Annotated in this window: 20 protein-coding genes; 10 read left to right on the forward strand and 10 right to left on the reverse strand. The window is 40.3% G+C overall.

What is annotated here, in order from left to right:
• Window positions 1-215: 215 nt before the first annotated feature.
• From BPOF4_RS09915 to BPOF4_RS21210, 6 genes are all read left to right on the forward strand, one after another.
• A complete protein-coding gene (locus BPOF4_RS09915) occupies window positions 216-1,064 on the forward strand; it encodes an ABC transporter ATP-binding protein (protein WP_012959015.1) in 849 nt (282 codons plus the stop codon).
• Complete coding sequence (locus BPOF4_RS09920) at window positions 1,012-1,947, forward strand: iron-hydroxamate ABC transporter substrate-binding protein (RefSeq protein WP_012959016.1); 936 nt, start codon at window positions 1,012-1,014, stop codon at window positions 1,945-1,947. The genes BPOF4_RS09915 and BPOF4_RS09920 overlap by 53 nt, the downstream gene beginning before the upstream one ends.
• A gap of 90 nt (window positions 1,948-2,037) precedes the next feature.
• Window positions 2,038-3,048, forward strand: a complete 1,011-nt coding sequence (locus BPOF4_RS09925; protein ID WP_012959017.1) for a FecCD family ABC transporter permease — start codon at window positions 2,038-2,040, stop codon at window positions 3,046-3,048.
• Window positions 3,045-4,052, forward strand: coding sequence for a FecCD family ABC transporter permease (locus BPOF4_RS09930; protein ID WP_012959018.1), 1,008 nt, complete (start codon window positions 3,045-3,047; stop codon window positions 4,050-4,052). The genes BPOF4_RS09925 and BPOF4_RS09930 overlap by 4 nt, the downstream gene beginning before the upstream one ends.
• A gap of 147 nt (window positions 4,053-4,199) precedes the next feature.
• Window positions 4,200-5,942 (forward strand): ATP-binding protein, encoded by a 1,743-nt coding sequence (locus tag BPOF4_RS21205; protein WP_012959019.1) that lies wholly within the window; start codon window positions 4,200-4,202, stop codon window positions 5,940-5,942.
• Between the two features lie 290 nt (window positions 5,943-6,232).
• Window positions 6,233-7,999, forward strand: coding sequence for an ATP-binding protein (locus BPOF4_RS21210; protein ID WP_012959020.1), 1,767 nt, complete (start codon window positions 6,233-6,235; stop codon window positions 7,997-7,999).
• Window positions 8,000-8,051: 52 nt separating this feature from the next.
• Here the strand turns inward: BPOF4_RS21210 and BPOF4_RS09945 are convergent, their stop codons facing one another.
• Complete coding sequence (locus tag BPOF4_RS09945; protein ID WP_012959021.1) at window positions 8,052-9,554, reverse strand: glycine betaine uptake BCCT transporter; 1,503 nt, start codon at window positions 9,552-9,554, stop codon at window positions 8,052-8,054.
• A 325-nt stretch (window positions 9,555-9,879) separates the two neighbouring features.
• On the reverse strand, window positions 9,880-10,632 hold the full coding sequence (locus tag BPOF4_RS09950; RefSeq protein ID WP_012959022.1) for an SDR family NAD(P)-dependent oxidoreductase: 753 nt from the start codon (window positions 10,630-10,632) through the stop codon (window positions 9,880-9,882).
• Between the two features lie 177 nt (window positions 10,633-10,809).
• On the opposite strand from BPOF4_RS09950, the gene BPOF4_RS09955 reads away from it, so the two are divergent.
• Complete coding sequence (locus BPOF4_RS09955) at window positions 10,810-11,766, forward strand: arsenic resistance protein (RefSeq protein WP_012959023.1); 957 nt, start codon at window positions 10,810-10,812, stop codon at window positions 11,764-11,766.
• Window positions 11,767-11,781: 15 nt separating this feature from the next.
• Here the strand turns inward: BPOF4_RS09955 and BPOF4_RS09960 are convergent, their stop codons facing one another.
• The 8 genes from BPOF4_RS09960 to BPOF4_RS09995 all read right to left on the reverse strand — a co-directional run bounded on the left by BPOF4_RS09960 (window position 11,782) and on the right by BPOF4_RS09995 (window position 21,386).
• Entirely contained in the window at window positions 11,782-12,531 is a 750-nt protein-coding gene (locus BPOF4_RS09960) for an STAS domain-containing protein (protein ID WP_012959024.1), read from the reverse strand.
• Window positions 12,532-12,682: 151 nt separating this feature from the next.
• On the reverse strand, window positions 12,683-14,014 hold the full coding sequence (locus BPOF4_RS09965; RefSeq protein WP_012959025.1) for a 2-hydroxycarboxylate transporter family protein: 1,332 nt from the start codon (window positions 14,012-14,014) through the stop codon (window positions 12,683-12,685).
• 31 nt (window positions 14,015-14,045) lie between these two features.
• The gene (locus tag BPOF4_RS09970; RefSeq protein WP_012959026.1) at window positions 14,046-15,236 is read right to left on the reverse strand and encodes an NAD(P)-dependent malic enzyme; all 1,191 of its coding nucleotides are present in this window, start codon (window positions 15,234-15,236) and stop codon (window positions 14,046-14,048) included.
• A gap of 130 nt (window positions 15,237-15,366) precedes the next feature.
• Window positions 15,367-16,047 carry a response regulator gene (locus BPOF4_RS09975; protein WP_337999200.1) on the reverse strand — a complete coding sequence of 227 codons (681 nt, stop codon included), beginning with the start codon at window positions 16,045-16,047 and terminating at the stop codon, window positions 15,367-15,369.
• 14 nt (window positions 16,048-16,061) lie between these two features.
• Window positions 16,062-17,660 (reverse strand): DcuS/MalK family sensor histidine kinase, encoded by a 1,599-nt coding sequence (gene dcuS, locus BPOF4_RS09980; RefSeq protein WP_012959028.1) that lies wholly within the window; start codon window positions 17,658-17,660, stop codon window positions 16,062-16,064.
• A 147-nt stretch (window positions 17,661-17,807) separates the two neighbouring features.
• Window positions 17,808-19,085 (reverse strand): Y-family DNA polymerase, encoded by a 1,278-nt coding sequence (locus BPOF4_RS09985; protein ID WP_012959029.1) that lies wholly within the window; start codon window positions 19,083-19,085, stop codon window positions 17,808-17,810.
• Window positions 19,086-19,436: 351 nt separating this feature from the next.
• Window positions 19,437-19,853 (reverse strand): universal stress protein, encoded by a 417-nt coding sequence (locus tag BPOF4_RS09990; RefSeq protein ID WP_012959030.1) that lies wholly within the window; start codon window positions 19,851-19,853, stop codon window positions 19,437-19,439.
• Between the two features lie 72 nt (window positions 19,854-19,925).
• Complete coding sequence (locus tag BPOF4_RS09995) at window positions 19,926-21,386, reverse strand: SulP family inorganic anion transporter (protein ID WP_012959031.1); 1,461 nt, start codon at window positions 21,384-21,386, stop codon at window positions 19,926-19,928.
• 324 nt (window positions 21,387-21,710) lie between these two features.
• Here BPOF4_RS09995 and BPOF4_RS10000 point away from each other — a divergent pair, with 324 nt between their 5' ends.
• From BPOF4_RS10000 to BPOF4_RS21215, 3 genes are all read left to right on the forward strand, one after another.
• Window positions 21,711-21,893, forward strand: a complete 183-nt coding sequence (locus BPOF4_RS10000; RefSeq protein WP_012959032.1) for a helix-turn-helix domain-containing protein — start codon at window positions 21,711-21,713, stop codon at window positions 21,891-21,893.
• A gap of 332 nt (window positions 21,894-22,225) precedes the next feature.
• Window positions 22,226-22,546, forward strand: coding sequence for a YolD-like family protein (locus tag BPOF4_RS10005; protein WP_012959033.1), 321 nt, complete (start codon window positions 22,226-22,228; stop codon window positions 22,544-22,546).
• Between the two features lie 87 nt (window positions 22,547-22,633).
• The gene (locus BPOF4_RS21215) at window positions 22,634-23,008 is read left to right on the forward strand and encodes a hypothetical protein (RefSeq protein ID WP_012959034.1); all 375 of its coding nucleotides are present in this window, start codon (window positions 22,634-22,636) and stop codon (window positions 23,006-23,008) included.
• The last annotated feature ends 11 nt before the right edge of the window (window positions 23,009-23,019 follow it).

Raw genomic sequence — 23,019 nt, forward strand, 5'->3', positions numbered from 1 at the left:
CCTCCTTATACGTATACCCCGTAAGACTATCCTAACACAGCCTATTTAAAATTTCTAATACATCCTCCCCGCTGCGTATTCATATACGAAGAACCACCCTGTTTTTACTTTTTAAAAAAATTCGTTGACACTAAGAAACTCAAGACTTATAGTAAAATCATAAATGATAGTGATAATTGTTTTCAGTTAGATGGAGGGATTGGAGGCTACATAAAATGACTCGTCTTTATACAGAAGATTTACGAATCGGTTACGGTGAGAATGTCATTGTAAAGAATTTAAGTATAAACATACCAGATGGCAAAATCACAACCATTATCGGTCCCAATGGCTGCGGAAAGTCGACGCTGCTTAAAGCGATTACGCGTGTGATTTCCTCGCAATCTGGCAACGTCATACTAGACAGCGAGAGTATTTTCACGAAGGATACGAAGGCTCTTGCCAAGCAAATAGCGACCTTGCCGCAAACACCTGAGAGTGCAAGCGGATTAACGGTTGCAGAACTTGTTTCCTACGGTCGTTTCCCCTACCAGAAAGGATTTGGCCGTCTAAGTAAAAGAGATATCGAAGTCATTGACTGGGCTCTTAGTGTGACAGGAACGATGGAGTATAAATATCGTTCGGTAGATGCCTTATCAGGCGGACAGCGACAGCGGGTCTGGATCGCGATGGCCCTTGCACAGGAGACTGAGATTATCTTTCTTGATGAACCTACCACTTACCTTGATATGGCTCATCAGCTTGAAGTGCTTGAGCTGTTGCAGAGGCTTAATCATGAAGAAGGCCGTACGATTGTGATGGTGCTTCATGACTTGAATCAAGCTGCACGATTCGCTGATCATATCATTGCGCTAAAAGACGGTGGCATCATTCAATCTGGTACATGTGAAGACGTCATTAAAAATGATGTTCTCAAGCAAGTGTTTGGAATTGATGCTGTCATCGGACGCGACCCGAATACGAACAAACCAATGTGTATCACTTACAATTTACTTAAAGGAGAAAACCACCATGAAAAAACAACTGCTCATTCCCTTTCTTATGCTCTTAGTGCTAGTTCTTAGCGCTTGCGGCAGCACATCAGAAGACTCTGCTTCTTCAGCTGAAGAAGATACAAATACTGAAGAGACTGGTACAGTCACTTATCAGTCAGAAAACGGTCCGATTGAAGTTCCAGCTGATCCACAGCGTGTCGTTGTGTTATCTTCATTTAATGCAGGAAGCGTAATGGCTCTTGATGTCCCTATTGTCGGTGTTGATTCTTGGGCGAAAATGAACCCACGCTATGAGGAATATATTGGCGATGCAGCGGAAGTGACTGATGAGAGTTTAGAGCAAATTATTGAGCTTGACCCTGACCTCATTATTGCAGCACCAACAAACAACAACTTAGACAAACTGGGTGAAATTGCTCCAACTGTTACGTTTACGTACGGAGAGGTTGATTATTTAACACAGCATGTTGAAATTGGCAAGCTGTTAAATAAGGAAGAAGAAGCACAAGCTTGGGTGGATGACTTTAAAGAACGTGCTCATAAAGCAGGCCAAGAAGTGAAAGAAAAAATCGGAGAAGATGCGACGGTTACAGTTATAGAAAATTTTGATAAACAATTATATGTATTCGGAAATAACTGGGGCCGCGGTACGGAAATTCTTTATCAAGAAATGAAGCTTGAGATGCCTGAAAAAGTTCAAGAAATGGCTCAAAACGAAGGCTACTATGCTCTTTCTGTTGAAGTATTGCCAGAATATGCTGGTGATTATATGATCGTCAGTTCAGATGGTGTAGATACGGCCTATCAGGAAACAGAAACGTATAAGAACATCCCAGCCGTTGCAAATGATCGTGTATTTACAGCAAATGCATCTGAATTTTATTTTAATGACCCAATTACACTAGACTTCCAATTAGACTTTTTCACTGAAAGTTTTTTAAGCAGTAATTAATGGTTGTTTCAATGATTGATTTGGGAGGAATCTAAAGCGGATTCCTCCTCTTATTTTATTCTATTATTTCAAAAGAAGAGTTGAGATCTGATGGTACATACTAAACGATTAATTAAATCTAAATCCGTAGCATTTCTTGTAACTGCAGCAGTATTTATCGCCATTTTTATAAGCTCCGTCTTGTTTGGCGCAGCTGATGTGACGATTCAGGATGTGCGGGCGGCTATGTTTACACGTGATTCTGGTGAGAAGCTGTCGATGCTTCGTGAAATCCGCTTCCCACGTGCAGTTGGTGCAATGGCTGTTGGAGCTGCTCTTGCGGTTTCAGGTGCGATTATTCAAGGGTTAACGAGAAACCCATTAGCTGATCCCGGTCTTTTAGGAATTACAGCAGGTGCGAATGTTGCGCTCGCTATTACAATCGCCTTTATCCCTGCCGCTAATTATTTCGGGATGATGATTGCCTGTTTTATTGGTGCAGCTGTCGGAACTCTTATGGTCCTTGGCATAGGCGCCTCCCGCCGCGGCGGGTTCTCCCCTTTTCGGATCGTTTTAGCCGGGGCTGCCGTAACTGCTTTTTTAACAGCCATCGCTGAAGGGATCGGGATCTATTTTAAGATTTCTAAAGACGTCTCAATGTGGACGGCAGGCGGGTTAATCGGTACGTCTTGGGGACAGCTGGAAATAGTTACGCCCTTTATTTTGGGGGGAATTTTAATTGCGGTCCTTCTGTCTAAGCAGCTGACAATTTTAAGCTTAAGTGAAGAAGTGGCTGTAGGGCTTGGCCAGCATACGACCAAAGTAAAAGTGATGCTTTTTATCGTGATTGTGATTCTCGCAGGGGCTGCAGTCGCACTTGTTGGTAATATGGCGTTTATCGGCCTCATGATCCCGCATATCGTTCGAGCAGTAGTTGGAACAGATTATCGCAATGTATTGCCGATGTCCGTCTTATTTGGTGCCGGTTTTATGCTTCTTGCTGATCTTGTTGGACGTACAATCAGTGCACCTTATGAAACCCCTGTTGCTGCAATTGTTGCAATCATTGGGCTTCCATTTTTTCTCTTTATTGTTCGAAAAGAAGGGAAGGCATTTTTATGATTCATCCAAATATTATCAAAAAACAGCGCATTATTTTAATTGTCTTAACGGTTCTAATCATACTTACAGCGGCCATCGGAGCAAGCATAGGCCCCTCTCCCCTCTCTTTTAACCGCATCCTCCCTACTCTGTTTGGTCAGGGAGAATTTAAAGAGGAATTTATCTTATTTTCTGTGAGGCTGCCTAGAATTGTTGTAACTCTTCTTGCAGGTATGGCCCTTGCTTTATCCGGCGCAATCTTACAAGGCATTACACGAAATGATTTGGCTGACCCGGGTATTATCGGCATTAATTCTGGAGCCGGCGTTGGAGTAGCTGTCTTTTATTTATTTTTCCCGGTTAGTAATGGCAGCTTTGTCTTTTTGCTCCCTCTGATCGCCTTTGCCTCTGCGCTCATAACAGCAATAGCGATCTACTTATTCGCTTATAATCGTACAACAGGCCTTGCTCCTGTGCGGTTAGTGTTAACGGGTGTAGGGTTTTCGATGGCTTTATCAGGTGTGATGATTTTACTCTTTTCTTCTGTTGATCCATTTAAAGTAGATTTTATTGCCCGGTGGATGGCAGGAAATGTGTGGGGGGCCGATTGGCCATTTATTTGGGCGATCCTGCCTTGGCTTGTTATTTTAATTCCTTTTACGCTGTATAAAGCAAACCGACTGAACATTCTCGGGCTTGGGGAGCCGGCTGCGATTGGAGTTGGCATCCGTGTTGAGCGTGAACGATTTGTACTGTTGATCACAGCCGTAGCTCTTGCTGCATCAGCTGTTTCAGTTACCGGAGGCATTGCTTTTATCGGGCTAATGGCACCTCATATGGCTAAGGCGTTAGTTGGGCCTCGAAACCAGCTCTATATTCCTGTCGCAATCCTGCTTGGCGGCTGGCTCTTAGTGTTAGCTGATACGGTTGGACGCAATCTTGTCGAACCGGACGGAATTCCAACAGGCATCATGGTCGCGTTAATCGGTGCTCCTTATTTTATGTATTTGTTGATGAGAAAATAATAGATATTTATACGTTTACCTAATATAGCCCTAGTTATTTCATGGAGAGACAACCCTTGTTGAATAGTAAAAATTGAGATACAATATTTGAATCTATAAAGCAGGGATTGTATTAAATCTTAATCCCAGGAAAGGGTTGTATGAACGATGGAGAAAACAGATTCTCTACACACATTATTACAAAATCAGGATCATACGGACTCCATCCAAGCCTACTACACTTACACTGAGCGTAAAAAATATTTAAATCATGCTTTCCAATTTGTAAGTTTTGCAATAAAGAATGATTATAAAGTTGTATGTATAGAAGATGACTCTCTTTATCAAGATTTACTTTCTCAATTATCACTAGTATACTCTGATGACTTGCTTAAAAATATTACCTTTTATGACAGCAGCGAATTTTATCTTGCCTCAAATGTATTTAAAGGAGAGGACCACTCTTCAAAACTATTAAATGTAATGAAACCCATAGTAAGCGATGGGCACCATCTCATGATGTGGGGTCATATAAAATTTGCAAATGAAAAAGCCATTCTTCAACAACTCAAAAAGTTTAAAGATTATTGCGATCCATTTATTACAGAGCACCAAATATCAACAGTGTGTGCGATGAATGGGTTTAACACCCCTGCCTATATTCAAACGGAATTATTAAAAACACATAAATATTTTATGACAGATGATGAAATTACTAAATCAGGTATCTTTAAGATGGGGTATTATCACGTCGAAGAAGAGTTAGAGAAGAAACGTATACATATGATTGAACAACAGAACAGGCAACTCTCAATTGATAATGAAAAATTGAGTAACGCGTATGAACTGCTTAGTAGACAAAAAAAGGAATATCGCAAACTATTAACTGAGTTACCCATTGCTACATTTATTACCAAATCAGATTGTATAGTATATGCGAATGAAAAAGCTCTCATAGATTTAGAGCTCCCGAACTTTGAATTTATTCAAGATGTAAATGTATTTGAGATCATTCAATTTATTGATCATTCCATTAAAGAGCAATGGATACAAAGCCTTCAATCAAATCAAGATTTTCAACTGAAAGAAGTAGAACTAATCCTTTCTAATGGGCAGGTTAAAACGTTTGAGCTAAAGTCGATGCGTACTTGGTATCAAGGCGGCGAAGCCATTTTACATGTTCTAATTGATTTAACTCCATATAAAGTGTTAGAAAAAGAAATGATTCGTTCAGAAAAATTAAATATTGCCGGGCAGCTGGCGGCGGGGATTGCTCATGAAATTAAAAACCCCCTTACTGCTATCAAAGGCTTCTACAAATTGTTTAAACTTAATATGGGGAAAGAATTCTATTATAAAATAATTGATGATGAACTTAATCGGATTGAACAAATCGCTAATGAATTCTTAGCTTTATCTAAACCTCATTCAAATGTATTTGAAGTTCACTCGATTTCAAAAATCATTCAAGAAGTGAAAACTTTACTAGAAACAGAAGCGATTCTTAAAGGAAATGAAATTATAACGTCCTTACAGAAAAGTGACGAGCTTTTCATTTATTGCGAGGAAACAAAAATGAAACAAGTATTTGTTAACCTCATTAAGAATGCCATTGAAGCTACAACAAACGGACACATATTTATAACGACCAAACTACGAGGCGAGAATGTAGAAATCAGCATACAAGATCAAGGTTGCGGGATTTCAGAAACCACTTTAAAAAAAGTGGGAGAGCCTTTCTTTACAACGAAAGAAACAGGAACTGGCTTAGGTTTATTAATTTGCGATAAAATTATTGACACTCATAATGGTACTAGGAGCATTGAAAGTCAGGAAGGAGTAGGTACTAAGGTAACGATCCGTTTTCCGCGTGTTCCAAATCCCCTATCTCCCACTTCAGTTGAATCCTAACCACTGCAGCTTTAAAAAGTAACCTATTGTGTAGACACTTACAAAAGTCTCCCTATAGGTTACTTTTTGTATAATTAAATTACATTACGATAAAAACTTCGATAGAATAATTATGCGGTTGAAGAAAATATTGAGTGTAAGTGTTTTATCATATTCATTGCCTGTTTCCATACATTCATATTTGTGAATTCTTACCATCATCAAAAGGACTTTGATGCCTCGATGTGGAATAAGTAAGTAAGAACCGTGTCGAAAAGAACTAGAAAGGAAAGGGTGGATTTACAATCGCTATGGAAATGATGACTCCAATTCAAGCCTTATTAAACGAAAAAAATGGTACAGAACCTATCCATGTCTACTACACCTTCTCTGAGCGCGAAAAGTATATTAAAAACGCTCTCGACTTTCTTAGTTACGCATTAGACCGTGGCTATAAAGTTCTCTTCATTGAGGAAGAGTCCTTTTATGAGGAAATCATCTCCCATTTGCACATGATGTATCCTAATGATGTATTAGAGAATATCCTTCACCAAGAAAGCAAGCAATTTTACTTGTCTTCAAATAGATTTAATGCCGAGCAAAATTCTACTAAACTTTTAACTTTAATCTCCCCTCTACTTGAAGAAGGTCATCGTATCATGATCTGGGGTCAGGTGCTTTTACCAAGTCAAGATTCCATTCTCTCCCAATTAAGAACCTATGAGATCCAGTGTGATCAATTTATTGCGGAGCATTGGCTTACCACTGTTTGCGCATATAATGGCTTTATAACCCCTGCCTACATTCAAACCGACCTCCTTAAAACGCATAAATATTTTATGACTGATGATGAAGTAACGATCTCAGGCCTTTATCAGAGAGACTACTTGCAGTTAATAAACGAGCAAGATAAAGACCGGATGTCTAATATCGAACGTGAAAATAAACAACTTATTTTAGATAATGAAAAATTAAGTAAAGCCTATGAACTAATAGCAAGAAAGAAATTTGAATATTGGAAGCTTTTGCAAGAGCTGCCTATTTCAATCTTAATTACGAAAGAACATAAGGTCGTATTTGCAAATGAGAAAGCTCTCATAGACCTTGAACTGCCGAGTTTTGAAGAGATAAAAGGGGAAACAGTCTTTAACTTTATTGATCTAACAAACTATACTCTTAGAAAACAATGGATTGATACACTGGATGCCAATCAAGAATATGATCTAAAGGAAGTTGAATTAAAACTTGAAAATGGCAGTGTCAAAACCTTTAAGCTTAAATCAATCCGCACCTGGTATAAAAATGGGGAGGCCGTGCTGCATGTGTTTATTGACCTTACCCCTTACAAGATGCTCGAAAAGAAAATGATTCGTGCAGAAAAGTTAAACATTGCAGGTCAACTAGCTGCAGGAATTGCTCATGAGATAAAAAATCCGCTTACTTCTATTAAAGGGTTTTATAAATTGATCAAGCATGGCATGGGAAAAGAAAGCTATTACACGATTATTGATGATGAACTAGACCGAATCGAACAAATCGCGAATGAATTTTTAATTTTATCAAAACCTCATACCGATGTCTTCAAAGTTCATTCTATTTCGAGAATTATTGAGGAAGTGAAGACGCTTCTTGAAACGCAAGCGATTATAAAAGGAAATGATATCATTACGTCCTATCAATACGAAGAAGAATTGCTCATAACTTGTGAAGAAACGAAAATCAAACAAGTATTTGTGAACCTTATAAAAAATGCTATAGAAGCGACATCCAATGGTCATATTTATATTACCGTTAAAAAGCGGGACCAGTTTGTTGAGATCAGCGTGAAAGATGAGGGCTGCGGTATTTCTGATGATGCGTTAGCAAGAATATCCGAGCCTTTCTTTACGACAAAAGAAAAAGGCACGGGACTGGGCTTACTTATTTGCGACAAAATTATCGATAATCATAACGGGACAAGAAAGATTGTAAGTAAAGAAGGTATTGGAACGACATTTACCATTACCTTTCCGCTTACGAAAAGCCCACAGCCGTCTATTCCTGTTGATCCAGTGCTCTTAAGTGAGCAATCTATTTAACTTATCTATACTAGAAAAGGCTTATCCAATTGTGGATAAGCCTTATAAGTGATTAACTCACTTTTTTCTTCTTCAATTCAACAGTTGGATTCGCACCTAAATCCTTTAATTCTTGATTCAGTGCTTTGACTAGTCCGTACGTCATCAATAGAACAATGAACGTTAGCGGCAAGGCACTGACGATAATCGCTGTCTGCAGTCCTTGCAAGCCTCCTGACACCATCAGGACACATGTTGCAGCAACTAAAATAATGCCCCACGTGACTTTAACCTTATTAGACGGGTTAAGCTTTCCGCCGGTAGTCATCATACCAAGTACAAACGTTGCCGAATCAGCTGATGTCACAAAGAATGTGGTGATTAGGGCAATTGTTAAGAATGATAACAAAGCACCTAACGGCAGCTGCTGGTATACATAGAATAAAGCTGTCTCAAGAGACTGACTAGATACAGCGAGTCCCTGTGTCAACTCTAAGAACATTCCTGTGCCGCCAAAAACGGTAAACCACATTGCACATACAAGTGATGGAACCAAAATAACGGCTACGGTAAATTCTCTAATCGTTCTTCCTTTTGAGACTCTGGCAATAAACATACCGACAAACGGCGTCCATGAAATCCACCATGCCCAGTAAAAGACGGTCCAGCCTTGAGTCCAAGCTGCTTCATTTTCATCAAACGGAGATAAACGTAAGCCCATTTGCATTAAATTCTGCATGTAGCTTCCAAGACTCGTGGTAAACATATTCAGTAAAAATAAGGTTGGTCCTAAAATAAGCATCGCAGCAAATAATACAACTGCTATCGACATATTCGCATTACTTAAGTATTTAATTCCTTTAGAGATCCCTGTATTGGCTGAAACAATAAAGAGAACGGTGATAATCCCCATAATCAGCATTTGAATGCCGAATGTATTAGGTACTCCAAATAAATATTCAAGCCCGGCATTAATTTGTTGTGATCCAAGTCCAAGCGATGCCGCTACACCAAATAATGTAGCGAAAACGGCAGCAACATCAACCGCATGTCCAATTGGCCCTTTCACTTTATCACCTAATACGGGATACAGGGTAGCACTCATTAATCCTGGTGCGCCTTTTCTAAACTTTTGATAAGCCAGCGCCATGGCAACAACAGCATAGATTGCCCAAGCATGAAGGCCCCAATGCAGCCATGTATAACGCATACCCATAACAGCGGAAGCTTCTGTGCTTCCTTCTCCCATCGGAGGTGCAGAGAAGTGAGCAATTGGTTCTGATACTCCGTAAAATAACAGCCCTATTCCCATCCCTGCTGAAAACAGCATTGCAAACCAAGTAGGACGGCTGTATTCAGGTTTAGAATCAGGCGCTCCTAATTTGATCTTTCCATACTTACTAAAAATCATAAATGCTGCAAACAGCAGGAAGAACGTCGCAACAAGCTGATAAAACCAACCAAATGATTCAAGCACAAAGGCTTGAGCGATATTCATTGCCTCACCTAACTGTTCTGGAATTAACGCACCTATTAATACAAAAATGGCGGCAATTCCAACTGAAATCTTAAACACTATCCTGTCGTCTTTAATAGTCAACACTTCCTATTCAATTATTTTTTCCCTATCGTCATTGAAAACACTTTACTATTTAACCACAAACTTGATGTTGATTTAAAACGCCGTTCGTATGGATAAATCGTGATATGCAGGGATATACTATAGCAATCTAGTATTAGGATGGAGATCTTAACTATTCCGCTAGATTGGTAACAAATCCTTATGTTTCCTCAATAATTTTAGGATTTATTGGAAGAGTTTACAGCGGTGGCGCTTACATCATTCTAATTTTAATGAAAAAAGCAGTCCATACCCTGATGATATGGACTGCTTTTAGGCATTAAAATTTAGTATTCGTAAAGCCTCCATCAATTCTGATGACTTCACCGTTAATATATTCTGCTTTTGATGTTAGCAAAAATGTGACCAGTTCCGCTACTTCTTCTGGTGTTCCAAGCCGTTTTTGCGGGATGCCGCTTTCTGCACTTTCTTTCATTTTCGGATTCGCTTCAAAATAAGACTTCACCATTGGCGTTTCAGTAGGTCCTGGGGCAATCGCATTTACCCTGAGCCCATCTTTTGCATACTCTGCGACCAGACTCTTCGTTAAGCCGACGATCCCATGCTTTGTTGCTGAATAGGTGACGACCGTATCCTGCCCAATTACGCCAGCACTTGAAGCGGTATTGACAATCGAGCCGCCTCCATTTTTCAGCATCACTTCTGCGACATATCGAATGCCATACAAAGCACCTAGCAAGTTAATCCCGACAATCTGTTCAATTTCCTTAATATCTGTCTCAAGAAAATACGCTCCGCTTCCTGAGATTCCTGCATTATTGAAAAAATAATCAATCGTGCCAAAATACTCTATCGTCTCATCTACATATCTTTTCACATCTTCTGCTTTTGAGACATCTGCTTTAATAAAAATCGCATCCTGGCCGAGTTCTTTAACCGCTTCAACGGTTTGATTACCACCTTCATCACTTACATCGACAACTGCAATATTTACCCCTTCTTCAGCTAAACGAATCGCACAAGACTGACCTAATCCGCTGCCGCCACCAGTAATAACCGCTACTTTACTCACATACATTCCTCCTGTCATTTACTATGTACAAAATTGGACGACATTTTTCCTACTACCATACAATACCCTGTTTGGATAAAAAATATCATCGACTGAAAGAATTTTTCCCCTGACTTGATAAAGTCTGAATATGGTAAAATGAACACTACTACATCTTGAAAAGAGTTGTCATGTTGAATGAGTGTTATTGAAAAATTATATTCCATCATTATTTTAGCGGCGGTTATCCTTGGCTTAAGCCTAGGTCAAGTCGATCTGATACGTATTCATGCTGAGAGTCTTATTGTTCCTTTTTTATTAGCTATGCTCTACATCACCTTTTTACAAATACCGCTTGATCAATTGAAAAAAGCGTTCAAAAACATCAAATTCACCTCAACCTCACTCTTGCTGAATTTTGTCTGGACACCTGTTTTTGCTTGGTTATTAGCAATGATTTTTTTAAGTGATCATCCGGCGCTCTATATTGGTTTCATCATGCTGATGGTGACACCGTGCACAGATTGGTATTTAATTTTCACAGGCATTGCAAAAGGAAATGTTGCTCTATCCACTGCGATTCTGCCGTTGAACTTGGTGCTTCAAGTTGTGCTGCTGCCTATCTATTTAATACTGTTTGCTGGGTCGTCTGGTGTCGTTGAGTTCAGCTTTTTAGTAGAGAGCGTGTTAATCGTGTTGCTGCTTCCTCTTTTACTCGCTGTGTTAACCAATCTATTCTTAAAGAAACGTAAAGCACTGCAGGAATCGTTACTAAATAAGCTAAGCACGATACCTATCGTTTTATTAAGTCTTGCGATTATGGCGATGTTTGCAGCCCATGGCCAACTGCTGCTAGAGCACTTAGATTTACTATGGATTATTTTGCTTCCAATCTTGCTATTTTTCATCGTTAATTTCTTTATTTCTCAAAAAGCCGGCAAGCTCCTTAAGTTTTCATACAGGGATTGTGCGAGCTTGAGTATGACAACACTGGCTAGAAATTCACCTCTCGCTCTAGCCATTGCAATGACGGCTTTTCCTGACGAACCTTTTATTGCTCTCATACTCGTCATCGGTCCGCTGCTTGAGCTGCCGATTCTAGCGGTTTTCTCGCAAATATTACTATTATTATCTAAAAAAACGAAGACGGATTGAGAACGACTACTCTAACTAAGAAGTCGTTCTTTTATTTACGTTCAAAAAGTGTTTTAAACTGTTTTTGAATACAATGTCCTCTTTTATCTTGTTTTTCTTTAAATCTAATGCTTGGTCAGGCTTAATGCCGCTGATTCCGATCGTCATTCCCATAAATTTAAACTGGTTGATTAACTTTACAAACTGATTCATTCCCTCTTCGGTAATCTCTCCAACACCGCTAAAATCAATCAACAATTCATTATATGATTTTTCATACGCTCTATTTAGCAGAGAATGCGTATTTACCTTTATCAATCCAGCGTTTAAATCACCAAAGAACGAGATGACTGCTCTATGATCATCAATATCGAGAATCGGGGCTGATAATCTAAGTATTTTTGTTAATAAGGCATGCAGCTCTTCTTTTTGCTCAAGTAATTCAAAGTTTGTTGATGCTAACCGTTTTTGATGCTCTTTGACTAGCTGCTCTAATTTGGGAATCATGTGATTGGAAGGTGCGCAAAGTAAGAAGCCGGTATCTTCAAACCATTCGATTGAACATTCAAATAAAGCAAGTGGGTTTTTCGAGGTTTTTAATACTAATTCAATATTTAGCGCGTTGACCTGCAGAAGCTTACTTTTAAATAAACTATCTTGGTCTACAATTGCAGAAAGGTTCATGACGGTTCCAAACAGGTTAAATGCAGAATTGGATTGCTGTAGTACGTCGTAGGATCGATCAATTTTAAAATAAGGCAGAGGTAAGTTATTTGTCTCCGTCACTCTTGTCATCCTCTCTAAGGAATGCTTATTTTATTTAGGAAATGTTTACCATCCCTGATTGGTTATATACCCGAATATTAGGAATTAAATCCTATTTTATAAAACACCCTCACTTCAATTTGAAGTAAGGGTGTGTAAAGAAAGAATTCTATTAAACGAGCAGCGGTATAATCAATCCGGCTAAAAGAAGGATGAGCGCGCCGCCAAGTCTTGATGCAATTTGTGCAAAAGGCATTAACTGCATGCGTTTAGCTGCAGATAAAACGGCAACGTCTCCCGTACCGCCCATATTGACCATACATAAACCAGCTGAGATTGCAGACTCGATCGGATAGAATCCAACTAAACGACCAAGTAATGCTGCTCCTAACACTGCTCCGAAAACCACACCCGCAACAAGTAGAATATACTGCAGGCTTAGTGCGGCTAAGACTGAATCAAGATCCGTGAAGGCTACCCCAATTCCGAATAATAAAGCAAGCGTCCATGTTTTTGCCACAAATTGATACCACTGGCTTGCTCCTTCAACGACTGTTTCAGGAATAAGATCAAGTATTTTCACCAACGCGACTAACATAATCATTAACGCATATGGGTGAAGCGGAATAAATGCTCCTAGCAGATGCCCTAATGCAAAGAATAAAAGAGCAGCTAGAAGTCCGATACCCATTTTAGAAATATCAAAGCTTGACTGTTTTTCTTCAATTTTAAATCCTGGAATCAACTGACCATTTCCAGATAAAGACGGCATTTTATTTCCAAGCGAGTTTAACAGACTCGCAAAAACGATTGCAAAGACATTTCCGAGTGCGAGTGCCGGCACGAGAATTGAAATATAATAGCTCGGAGGATTCCCTAAAAACTCAGAATACACCTGCGCCATTGGGATTGCCCCAGCCCCCATGCCGCCGCCTAAGATTGGCAGGGCGATTACTAACACAGCATCTTGAACGGAAAACCCAATTAAGAAACCTACAATCCCGGCAATAACCATTGCACCGATGACCGCTCCAAAAATCGGTACAAAATAACGTACGCCTATTTTGACTAGCACTTTTGAATTCATTCCTAGGATACTTCCTGTAATTAACGCAGCTATATAGAAATCAAGAAATCCGCCTGTTGTCATAAATTCATCGACGCCTGTGATCACACTTTCAGGAAGGAGACCGGCATACACCATATATGCCGAACCAAAAATCGCAACAATCGCTCCCCCGCCTAAATACGACTTAATAATTGGCAGACGGTCACCAATCCAACCAAGCGCCTCTCCTAAAACCACCATTACTAGAAGACTTCCAATCATTCCTGTTGGCAGGTTTCCTGTATAAAGTGTCACTAGTGTAATCGCTAAAAAAACAGCAAACCAAACTAGCGGCAGGCCCATAATTTTGAGTTGGTCTTTTCTTTTCCTATCATACACTTTTAGTTCGTTTGCAGTTAATTCTTCTTTGTGAAGTTTCTTTGCTGATTCTCCCATCTCTTGCACTCCTCTCTACTCTATCTATGCTCTAGCTCGTTTTCACTACTTGTTTCCTTGTTTTTAAAGCTTCATCTGCTACTGATTTCGCAACAACATCAGCGACTTGCTCGTTAAGTGCATGCGGAATGACGTAATCAGGCGCAAGTTCTCCTTCTGGTATAACGTTCGCGATCGCATAGGCTGCAGCAATTTTCATCTCAATAGTAATGTCTGTTGCTCCTGAATCAATCGCCCCTCTGAAAATTCCTGGGAATGCGAGGAGATTATTAATTTGATTCGGATAATCTGAACGACCGGTGCCGATCACTTTTGCTCCTGCAGAAAGCGCCTCTTCAGGATATATTTCTGGGATTGGATTTGCCATAGCAAACACGATCGGATCAGCTGCCATCAATTTGACCTCTTCAGCTTTTAAAGCAGCGGGACCAGAGACACCGATAAAGACATCCGCCTCAACAATCGCATCCTTCAAGCGGCCTTTACAATCTTGTTTATTGGTGATAGCAGCCATCTCTTTTTGACTCGGATTTAGCCACGTTTCGTCTTTGTGAACAACCCCTTCTAAGCTGACAAGAGTCAGATCACGAAAGCCTGCCTCAAGCAGTAAATTAGCAATCGAGATGCCTGCTGCCCCTGCGCCGTTGATGACGACTTTAACCTGGCTCATATGCTTGCCAACGACTTTTAAACTGTTCAATAACCCTGCTAATACGACAATCGCTGTTCCGTGTTGATCGTCATGGAAAACAGGAATGTCCAGCTCCTCTTTCAACCGCTTTTCAATTTCAAAACAGCGCGGAGCTGAGATATCTTCTAAATTAATTCCGGCAAATGTTGGTTGCAGCGCTTTCACAATTGCCACAATTTCATCAACGTCTTTTGTATCCAAACAAATAGGGAAAGCATTAAGATCTGCAAACTTTTTAAACAGCATACATTTGCCTTCCATTACAGGCATCGCTGCTCCAGGTCCAATATCACCAAGACCCAAGACAGCGGTTCCATCAGTGACAACGGCTACTGAATTCCCTCTTGAAGTTAAGGTGTTCAACTGTTCAGGATTTTTCTCAATTTCCTTGCATACATCTCCTACTCCAGGTGTGTAAACCAGGCTGAGATCAGATTCAGTATGAATATCTACTTTGCTCACCATCTCTATTTTACCGTTATGTTCTCTATGTAATTGAATGGCTCTCTCACGAAGATTGCTTTCAGTCATCATGTTTTCCCCCTTGGTGTAATCGGTTTCAATAATCTTGAACCTAAGTCTATACTCATCACATCAAATCGAATAGTTTATGAAAGATAAGTAACCTTTTGTAATTAAAAAAAGCAGCCATAACGGCTGCTTATACTAAATCTTGAAAAGACGATTTCGTTAAATTTCTATTGACGTACACATAAAAAGGTCTTCCGATCGCTCCATACGTCATTCTCTCGGCCAGGGCTCCAATCTCTTTTAAATACTTAATGTATTTTCTGACAGAAACACGCGAGATTTGTACAGTTTCTGCTATTTCATCCGTTGTAAAGGGTTCATTTTCTTTATCGACAATGGCTGCTGCTATCACCTGAAGCGTATTCGGAGTAAGGCCTTTTGGCAGCGTCATATTCTTTTTCTCTTGTTGGTGAAGAATGCTTGCATCTAATTCTTCTTGCTTTAATGACTGCTGGGCCTTGAGCAGACTGTGCTTTTCACGATAGGTTGTTAATGCTTTATTAAAGCGTTCGAATTCAAACGGCTTAATAATGTAATCAACTGCCCCGTACCTGAGCGCCGTTTGAATACTATCCACATCGTCAGCAGCTGTAACTAGAATTACATCGACATTGTAAGCCGTCTCTTTACGAATATATTGCAGCAATTCAAGCCCATTTTTACCAGGCATATAAATGTCTAGTAAGAGCAATTGTATATCGTTTTCCTCTAACAGCTGCTTCGCCTCATCGAAGCATTTTGCCAAACCTGCCAGTTGAAAGCCTTTTATTTCTTCTACATATTGTTTATTAAACGATGCAACCATCATCATCTAAAATAAGTACGTTAATCACGGTCATTCTCCTCTGCATCATATGGTATATCAATCATAATCGTTGTTCCTGCACCTACGACTGTATCGATCGTCAAGTGACCAGAAAGGTGATCAATACTGTCTTTAACGTTGGCTAAGCCGTATCCGCGCCCTTCTCCTTTTGTAGAGTAGCCTTTAGTGAATATTTCTTTCAATTGTTCAGTCTTAATGCCCGGACCTGTATCCTTCACTTCTATGTGCAATTTGCCCCTTTTTACTGCAAGAGTCATTTCTACTTTTTTAAACGGCGACTCAGCAACAGCTTCAATCGCATTATTGATCACATTTCCGAGGATTGTAATCATCTCATGCACCATTTCTTGATCAGTTGATTTATGAATAGGTGTCTGACTTTTTATGGTCAGGGTAACACCGCATTCTTTCGCATAGCTTAATTTACCTAATAGAAAACCTGATAAGACAGGGTCTCGTACGTGCTGCACTTGGCTGATTTCATGACTTTTGTGATCGACTAATTTCAGGATAAACTCCTTTAACTGATCATACGTCCCAATCCGAAGCATCCCTAAGATCACATGCAGATTATTTTTCACCTCATGGGATTGTGAGCGAAGAGCTTCGACATACAGCTTTACACCAGTTAATTGCTGCGCGAGCTCTTTCACTTCTGTTTTATCACGTAATGTCGAGATCGCTCCAATTACTTTATCATCAACGATAAGCGGCGCACGATTCACAATGAAGGACATGTCATTAATAACAAGCTCATCTCCTAGCTCAGCCCTTCCTGTCTTAAGCACTCGTTCTAGTCCTGTCATAGGCAGGAACGAAGCAATATCAACTCCGATCGGATCTTCTTTTAGTCCGGCACGCTTTAACAACTTACGAGCAGATTTATTAACGAGCGTTATTTTCCCCTCTTCATCTACGGCAATAATCCCTTCATGTACCGATTCAAGCATCGCATTCCGCTCTCCTAAAATGCTTGCAATCTGTTTAGGTTCAAGGCCGTATAATGTTTTCTTTATGTATCTTGCCATGAAAAAAGCCCCGAGAACCCCAGCCAGCAAGCCAAACAGCGATCCTAGCAAAATATTTCTGTGGTTCTGGTTAATCATCTGATCAATATACTCAAGCGAGATCCCAACGACTACAGCCCCAATTTGTTCCCCCTCATCATCTAAAACGGGTGTAAAGGACCGAAGTGAAGTAGTTAGAGTTCCTTCGGAGATTGAGCTATACTCTTGATTTAAAAAGACCTCTTTCTCATCACCGCCTTCAAACGGTTGGCCGACCATCTCCTCATTTGGATGGGAATAACGGATACCGTTCATATCTAACACGACCACAAACAGCACCTCAGCAGAGCTTCGTACACGATTGGCATATACTTGTACGGCATCTGTTTCTTGGTTTTCTAACCCACTTATCACAATATCAGAATCAGCAACAATCCTAGCTGTCGTAAGAGCCTTCTCTTCTTCATAACGCATGCTGTTCTCATTAATCGACCTTGAGACTAAGAGGTCTGTGATAAACAAAGATAATAAAACGACCATACATACAAGCAGCAGAATCACGGTACGAAGCTTTACTTTTCTCATCAACATTCTAACCCTTCTCTCAAAACATCATTAGTTGATATTGTAACGGTTGTTTCTTTTTTTAGAAAGATTCAACTGCAAAAAGTTTCTTATCGTTAAAGTAATTGAAGCTAAACAACTCCCGGATATCAGAAGATCCCGAGAGTTTCTCACTTACTTTTTATGTCCGGCGATCAAGCCGCTCCTATGTCTCGTTGTCCCGCCTTTTGTATACGAGCTTGCACGAAGAATCGCTGTTGCCCCGTACTTTTCTCGAATTGAATCCATCACATAACCAAGCTCCCGCTTACGAGTCACTTCTTCCTCATCTACAAATAGAGATAACTGGCGCTCGGTATCCGGCTGTACTTTTGAAAGGGCCACATACACCTGCCTAACCGTTTCCCCGTGATAATGTTTGTTTAAAAGTTTTAAACAGGCATTGTAAATATCGAGCGTGCTGTTTGTCGGCTCATCAACTGTGAGCTGCCGGGAAAACCCTCCCCCGCCTTCGTTTTTACTATAGCCTAGACCAAGGCTGATCGTTCGGCCTGCTGCTCTTTTTTTCCTTGCACGGCGCACAACCTCCTCACACATTTCAAGAATAACCGTTTTAATTTCTTCGGTCCCGACATAATCTCTAAGTAAAATTTGACCGACGGAATAGCTTTTCGATTTAATTTTTGCTGGCTTATGAATGTCACTGACATCGATTCCCCACGCATGCTGATACAACTGCTGTCCCATCACTTTGCCGAATTTAAATTCAAGACGTTTAAGAGAGGAATTCGCAAGCTGTGCGACCGAGCGGATTCCCATATTCATTAATGTTTTCTCATAGCGGCGCCCAATCCCCCACATATCTGATAATGGCTGAATTCTCCACAGCTTCGTTTCAACGTCCTCATAATCCCAGTGGGCAAAATGATCCTCCTGCTTTTTAGCCTCGATGTCTAAAGCTACTTTAGATAAAAGCATATTGCAAGAAGATGAGCCGACAGCAAGCGTTAATCCGAAGCATGATTTAATCGACTGCTGCAGCATACGTGCAAATTCACGCTGATTCTCCCTTCCTTGATGAAGCTTTGAGGTAAGTTTAATAAACGCCTCATCAATCGAATACACAAAGATGTCCTCTGGCGGAACATATTGCTCCATATGTAATGTAATCTCGGTCGAAATTTTTAAAAACTCCTCCATTTCCGCGTTCACAACGACGATATCAGGATCTTTTGGAATCTCGAACAGCCTTGAACCAGTTTTGATGCCCATTTCTTTTAATTTAGGTGTCGCCGCAAGCACCACACTTCCGTTACGTTTTGTATCTCCAACGACAGCAAGCTTTGTTACAAACGGGTGCAGACCAAGCTTCACAGCCGACACACTCGCATAAAAACTCTTTAAATCACAGCATAAATAAGACTGTTTAGGGAATGCTTCATAATTGAACATCCTACTTCCCCCTTTTTCTCTCTTTAAGCTTATTATACACGAACAAACGTTCTTATAAACATAAAAATATTGGAGGGAGGGGTGCCGGATGCGATTGCGTGAGTGTGGGCGGGAAATGCGTGGATGCTGCGGTTGATTGCGCGGGTGTTTGGCTTTATTGCGTCTGTTGGAGCAACAAATGCGTCAGTTGGTATTTTATGCGCCGAGTGGACGAGTAATTGTATAGATTCATCTGCCAATTGCGTCGATGTCAGGCTTAATTGCGTCAGTTTCCTTATCGAGCTTCACACCATAAACTCCACAATAAAAAAAGCTGATACTACACTTAGTACCAGCCTCTCTACCACCTATTTACTTCACAATCATGACCGGACATTCCACTCGCTTCGCCACTTTATGGCTGACGCTTCCGAGCACCATTGTCTGAAGGTTATTTAATCCGCGGCTGCCAATAACCAAGCACCCATATTCACCTTTATTGGCAAAATCAACGATTGCAGGTCCTGGCTCACCGCGTAAAACGTGGATCGTGCACGAGATGCCTTCATCTTCAAAAAGCTCTGCAATTCCTCTAACTTTTTCTTTTCTTGCATAGTCCATTTCTTCTTTACTCGCATGGTGCAAGACGTCTTGTCTAGAAGATGAACCGCTTACAACATAGACAATATCAACTTTCCCCTCTTTAGGATCCAGTAATGTTCTTGCCTCTTTCGCAGCTCTGAATGAGTGCTCTGAACCATCTGCAGCCAATAGTATTTTGCGATACATGATTCATTCTCCTTTTATATTTATTAAAAGGTTGATTGCAATCTCTTACAATCAACCTCTCTTTATAAATGATTAATGTCCAGATGCTTTAGATAAGCCTCCGATACGTTCTTTTAACTGTTCGCTTTCGCTGTTAAGGCCAGCGTAGCTTACTTTAATATCATTTTGTTCAAACTTTGATTCAATCTTGTCAAACGCACCAATAGCTGAATCATCCCATAAATGAGCTTCTGACAAGTCAAGAACAACTTCCTTTATATCTTCTTTGTAATCAAATTTATTAATTAAATCTGTTACCGAAGCGAAGAAAATTTGCCCTCTGATGCGGTAGATCCTCTTAGCACTCGACTGTCCTCTAATTCCTTCGACATCTACTTTAGAAATTTTCGCAGCGAAGAAAATCGCACTTAGAAGTACACCAGCAAATACACCAATTGCTAAGTTATGCGTGATAACAACTGTTGCAACCGTTACGATCATAACGATGGCATCTGTACGCGGCACTTTATTAATGTGGCGGATTGAACCCCAATCAAACGTACTAATGGATACCATGAACATAACCCCGACTAAAGCAGCCATTGGAATTTGAACAACAAGGCCACCTAATACCAAGATCAAGAACATAAGCACTACACCTGCAACAAGTGCTGATAAACGCCCACGTCCGCCTGACTTCACGTTGATCACCGATTGACCAATCATGGCGCAACCAGCCATACCGCCGAAGAAACCAGCTACAATATTTGCAATCCCTTGTCCGCGGCTCTCTTTATTCTTATCACTTTCCGTATCTGTCATATCATCAACAATATTCGCCGTCAGTAATGATTCAAGGAGACCAACAATCGCTAATGCGAATGAATAAGGAAGGATAATCATGAGTGTTTCTAAATTAAACGGGATTTGCGGAATCAAGAACATCGGAAGTGCTTGCTGCAGCGCACCCATATCCCCTACTGTACGAACATCAATGTTCATAAAAATAACAAATGCTGTAATCGCTACAATTGCTGCTAGAGCTGATGGCACAGCCTTTGTTACACGCGGCAGCAAATAAATAATCGCAAGTGTCACAGCAACTAATGCATACATGACCCATGTCGCGTCTACAAATTGATCAAGCTGAGCCATAAAGATCAGGATGGCAAGGGCATTTACGAAGCCAACCATAACAGACCTAGGCACAAAACGCATAAATCTAGCAAGCTTGAAAATCCCAAAAATAATTTGAATGATTCCCGTTAAAATCGTAGCTGCAAGTAAGTATTGCAGCCCGTGCTCAGCAACAAGTGTAACCATAACTAGCGCCATAGCCCCTGTTGCAGCTGAGATCATACCAGGTCGTCCACCTACAAAGGCGATCACCACCGCAATACAAAAAGAGGCATACAGCCCAACCATCGGGTCCACTCCGGCAATGATGGAAAAGGCAATCGCCTCTGGGATTAATGCTAGTGCGACGACTAGTCCCGCTAGCACATCTCCCCGTACATTTCCAAACCATTCTTGCTTAATTGATTCGATATTCAATTCAGCACCTCTTTCTATTAAATTGTTAAACTTTTTTTACGACTTTCGACTCTCACGAAAGCCAAGGCCCGTTTTCAACAGAATGAATCATACCACAAAGTTACATAAAACCTAAAATCCGATGTAAGCGGGAACAAATATACTTTTTATCGTTCAAACATCCGATTTCGTCCATATTCTCTTCTTTTGAATGAATCACCTTTTAATTACTTTTGAATTAAACCATTTATAACTGAGTATAAATATCTCTAATGAATAGGCACAAAATCGAATTATATAGTATGATAAAAGGAAGGTTAGCTTTGATTCGGAGGGACTTATCGTATGGAGAAAGAGATTATGACGGTTACTCAGGTCGCTGAGTATTTACAATTAAGTGAAGTGTCTACGTATAAATTAGTTCAAGAAGGAAAGATTCCTGCTTTTAAGATCGGCAGACATTGGCGCGTAAAAAAAGAAGACTTGAATGAATTTATTGAACGATTGAAAAAAGGGGAACGGATTTAAAGAGCATAAAGATCTAACAAGGAGGATGGTAGCTACTTGTTAGGTCTTCTTTGTTTTGCAGTTAAAGAGAACAACATTCCCTAAAAAGAAGATTGCGTCAGTCTTGTTTTCAAATGTGCTGGTTTATGAGGTTAATGCGCGGGTGTTTCGCTTTATTCCATGGGTTCAAGCTTCTATTGAGTCAGTTGGCTTTTATTGCGCCCCTTCAAGGAATTATTGCGTCTCTATTATCATGAATTGTACTCACTCCTCTTTTAATTGCGTCACTTTCCGGGTATACTAAACACGAAATACGAACATACATTCTTATAAAAGGGAGGAAGTGATGTATTATGCAATATCGAGGTATGATTAAATGGACACAGCTGGCGATACCAGAACATATGGAGATGATCCGCACAGAACGGGAAAAACGCAATCTCCCGCAAAAACCAGAACTTGATCCGCAAGCAATGGAAGAACTGATGTACATAATAGAAGAAAAAATCGCCTTGCAGCAGCCAGCAAAAGTTACTTATTGGCAGCTGCATGAAGCGCATGTGGTTGAGGGATTTGTGAAGAAGCCTTCTTCGTCCAGGAAAGTAATTGACATAATCGAAGCTGGTGGAGGTAGGAAACGGGTAGAACAAATAAACATCCTTAAAATCGAGTAATTATATTTAAAGCCTAACTGAAAACTGGAATATTATGCTAAAATGAACCTATAACATATAAAATACCATTCATTATGGGGGATGCGGATGAAAAAGGCTATTGGAATTGGAATATTATTTATGCTATTTCTTATTCTCACTGCTTGCGGGAAAGATACGGTGAAGTTTAGCGGGCAAGGCGACCAGTGGGAGGCGACTTATACCGCTCATATTTATGAGGAGAATAGTGAACAGACTGAATTTTTGATTCGCTATTTAGGTGAAGACCCTCCTGCCACTCCAGTAGACTTTGAGATTGGAAGTATCTCAGGTAACGGGTGGGAATTAAACGAAAATGGCTCTCTATCAAGCAGTGGAAGCAGCTGCAGCGGCTGTGCGGTTACCACCCGTGATGACCGTATTGAATTTACGATTGAATGGGACGGTCAGACTGAGAGCTTTGTTCTCGAGAATGTAAATTAAACGTACAGTAA

The organism is Alkalihalophilus pseudofirmus OF4 (assembly GCF_000005825.2).
GTDB classification, from domain to species: Bacteria; Bacillota; Bacilli; order Bacillales; family Bacillaceae_D; genus Alkalihalophilus; species Alkalihalophilus pseudofirmus.

Excerpts from the sequence above, each read along its gene's own strand:
- BPOF4_RS09915 (WP_012959015.1), top strand. The coding sequence starts at position 216 with ATGACTCGTCTTTATACAGAAGATTTACGAATCGGTTACGGTGAGAAT.
- BPOF4_RS09920 (WP_012959016.1), top strand. The coding sequence starts at position 1,012 with ATGAAAAAACAACTGCTCATTCCCTTTCTTATGCTCTTAGTGCTAGTT.
- BPOF4_RS09925 (WP_012959017.1), top strand. The coding sequence starts at position 2,038 with ATGGTACATACTAAACGATTAATTAAATCTAAATCCGTAGCATTTCTT.
- BPOF4_RS09930 (WP_012959018.1), top strand. The coding sequence starts at position 3,045 with ATGATTCATCCAAATATTATCAAAAAACAGCGCATTATTTTAATTGTC.
- BPOF4_RS21205 (WP_012959019.1), top strand. The coding sequence starts at position 4,200 with ATGGAGAAAACAGATTCTCTACACACATTATTACAAAATCAGGATCAT.
- BPOF4_RS21210 (WP_012959020.1), top strand. The coding sequence starts at position 6,233 with ATGGAAATGATGACTCCAATTCAAGCCTTATTAAACGAAAAAAATGGT.
- BPOF4_RS09955 (WP_012959023.1), top strand. The coding sequence starts at position 10,810 with ATGAGTGTTATTGAAAAATTATATTCCATCATTATTTTAGCGGCGGTT.
- BPOF4_RS09965 (WP_012959025.1), bottom strand. The coding sequence starts at position 14,014 with ATGGGAGAATCAGCAAAGAAACTTCACAAAGAAGAATTAACTGCAAAC.
- BPOF4_RS09970 (WP_012959026.1), bottom strand. The coding sequence starts at position 15,236 with ATGACTGAAAGCAATCTTCGTGAGAGAGCCATTCAATTACATAGAGAA.
- BPOF4_RS09975 (WP_337999200.1), bottom strand. The coding sequence starts at position 16,047 with ATGATGATGGTTGCATCGTTTAATAAACAATATGTAGAAGAAATAAAA.
- dcuS (WP_012959028.1), bottom strand. The coding sequence starts at position 17,660 with ATGTTGATGAGAAAAGTAAAGCTTCGTACCGTGATTCTGCTGCTTGTA.
- BPOF4_RS09985 (WP_012959029.1), bottom strand. The coding sequence starts at position 19,085 with ATGTTCAATTATGAAGCATTCCCTAAACAGTCTTATTTATGCTGTGAT.
- BPOF4_RS09990 (WP_012959030.1), bottom strand. The coding sequence starts at position 19,853 with ATGTATCGCAAAATACTATTGGCTGCAGATGGTTCAGAGCACTCATTC.
- BPOF4_RS10000 (WP_012959032.1), top strand. The coding sequence starts at position 21,711 with ATGGAGAAAGAGATTATGACGGTTACTCAGGTCGCTGAGTATTTACAA.
- BPOF4_RS10005 (WP_012959033.1), top strand. The coding sequence starts at position 22,226 with ATGCAATATCGAGGTATGATTAAATGGACACAGCTGGCGATACCAGAA.
- BPOF4_RS21215 (WP_012959034.1), top strand. The coding sequence starts at position 22,634 with ATGAAAAAGGCTATTGGAATTGGAATATTATTTATGCTATTTCTTATT.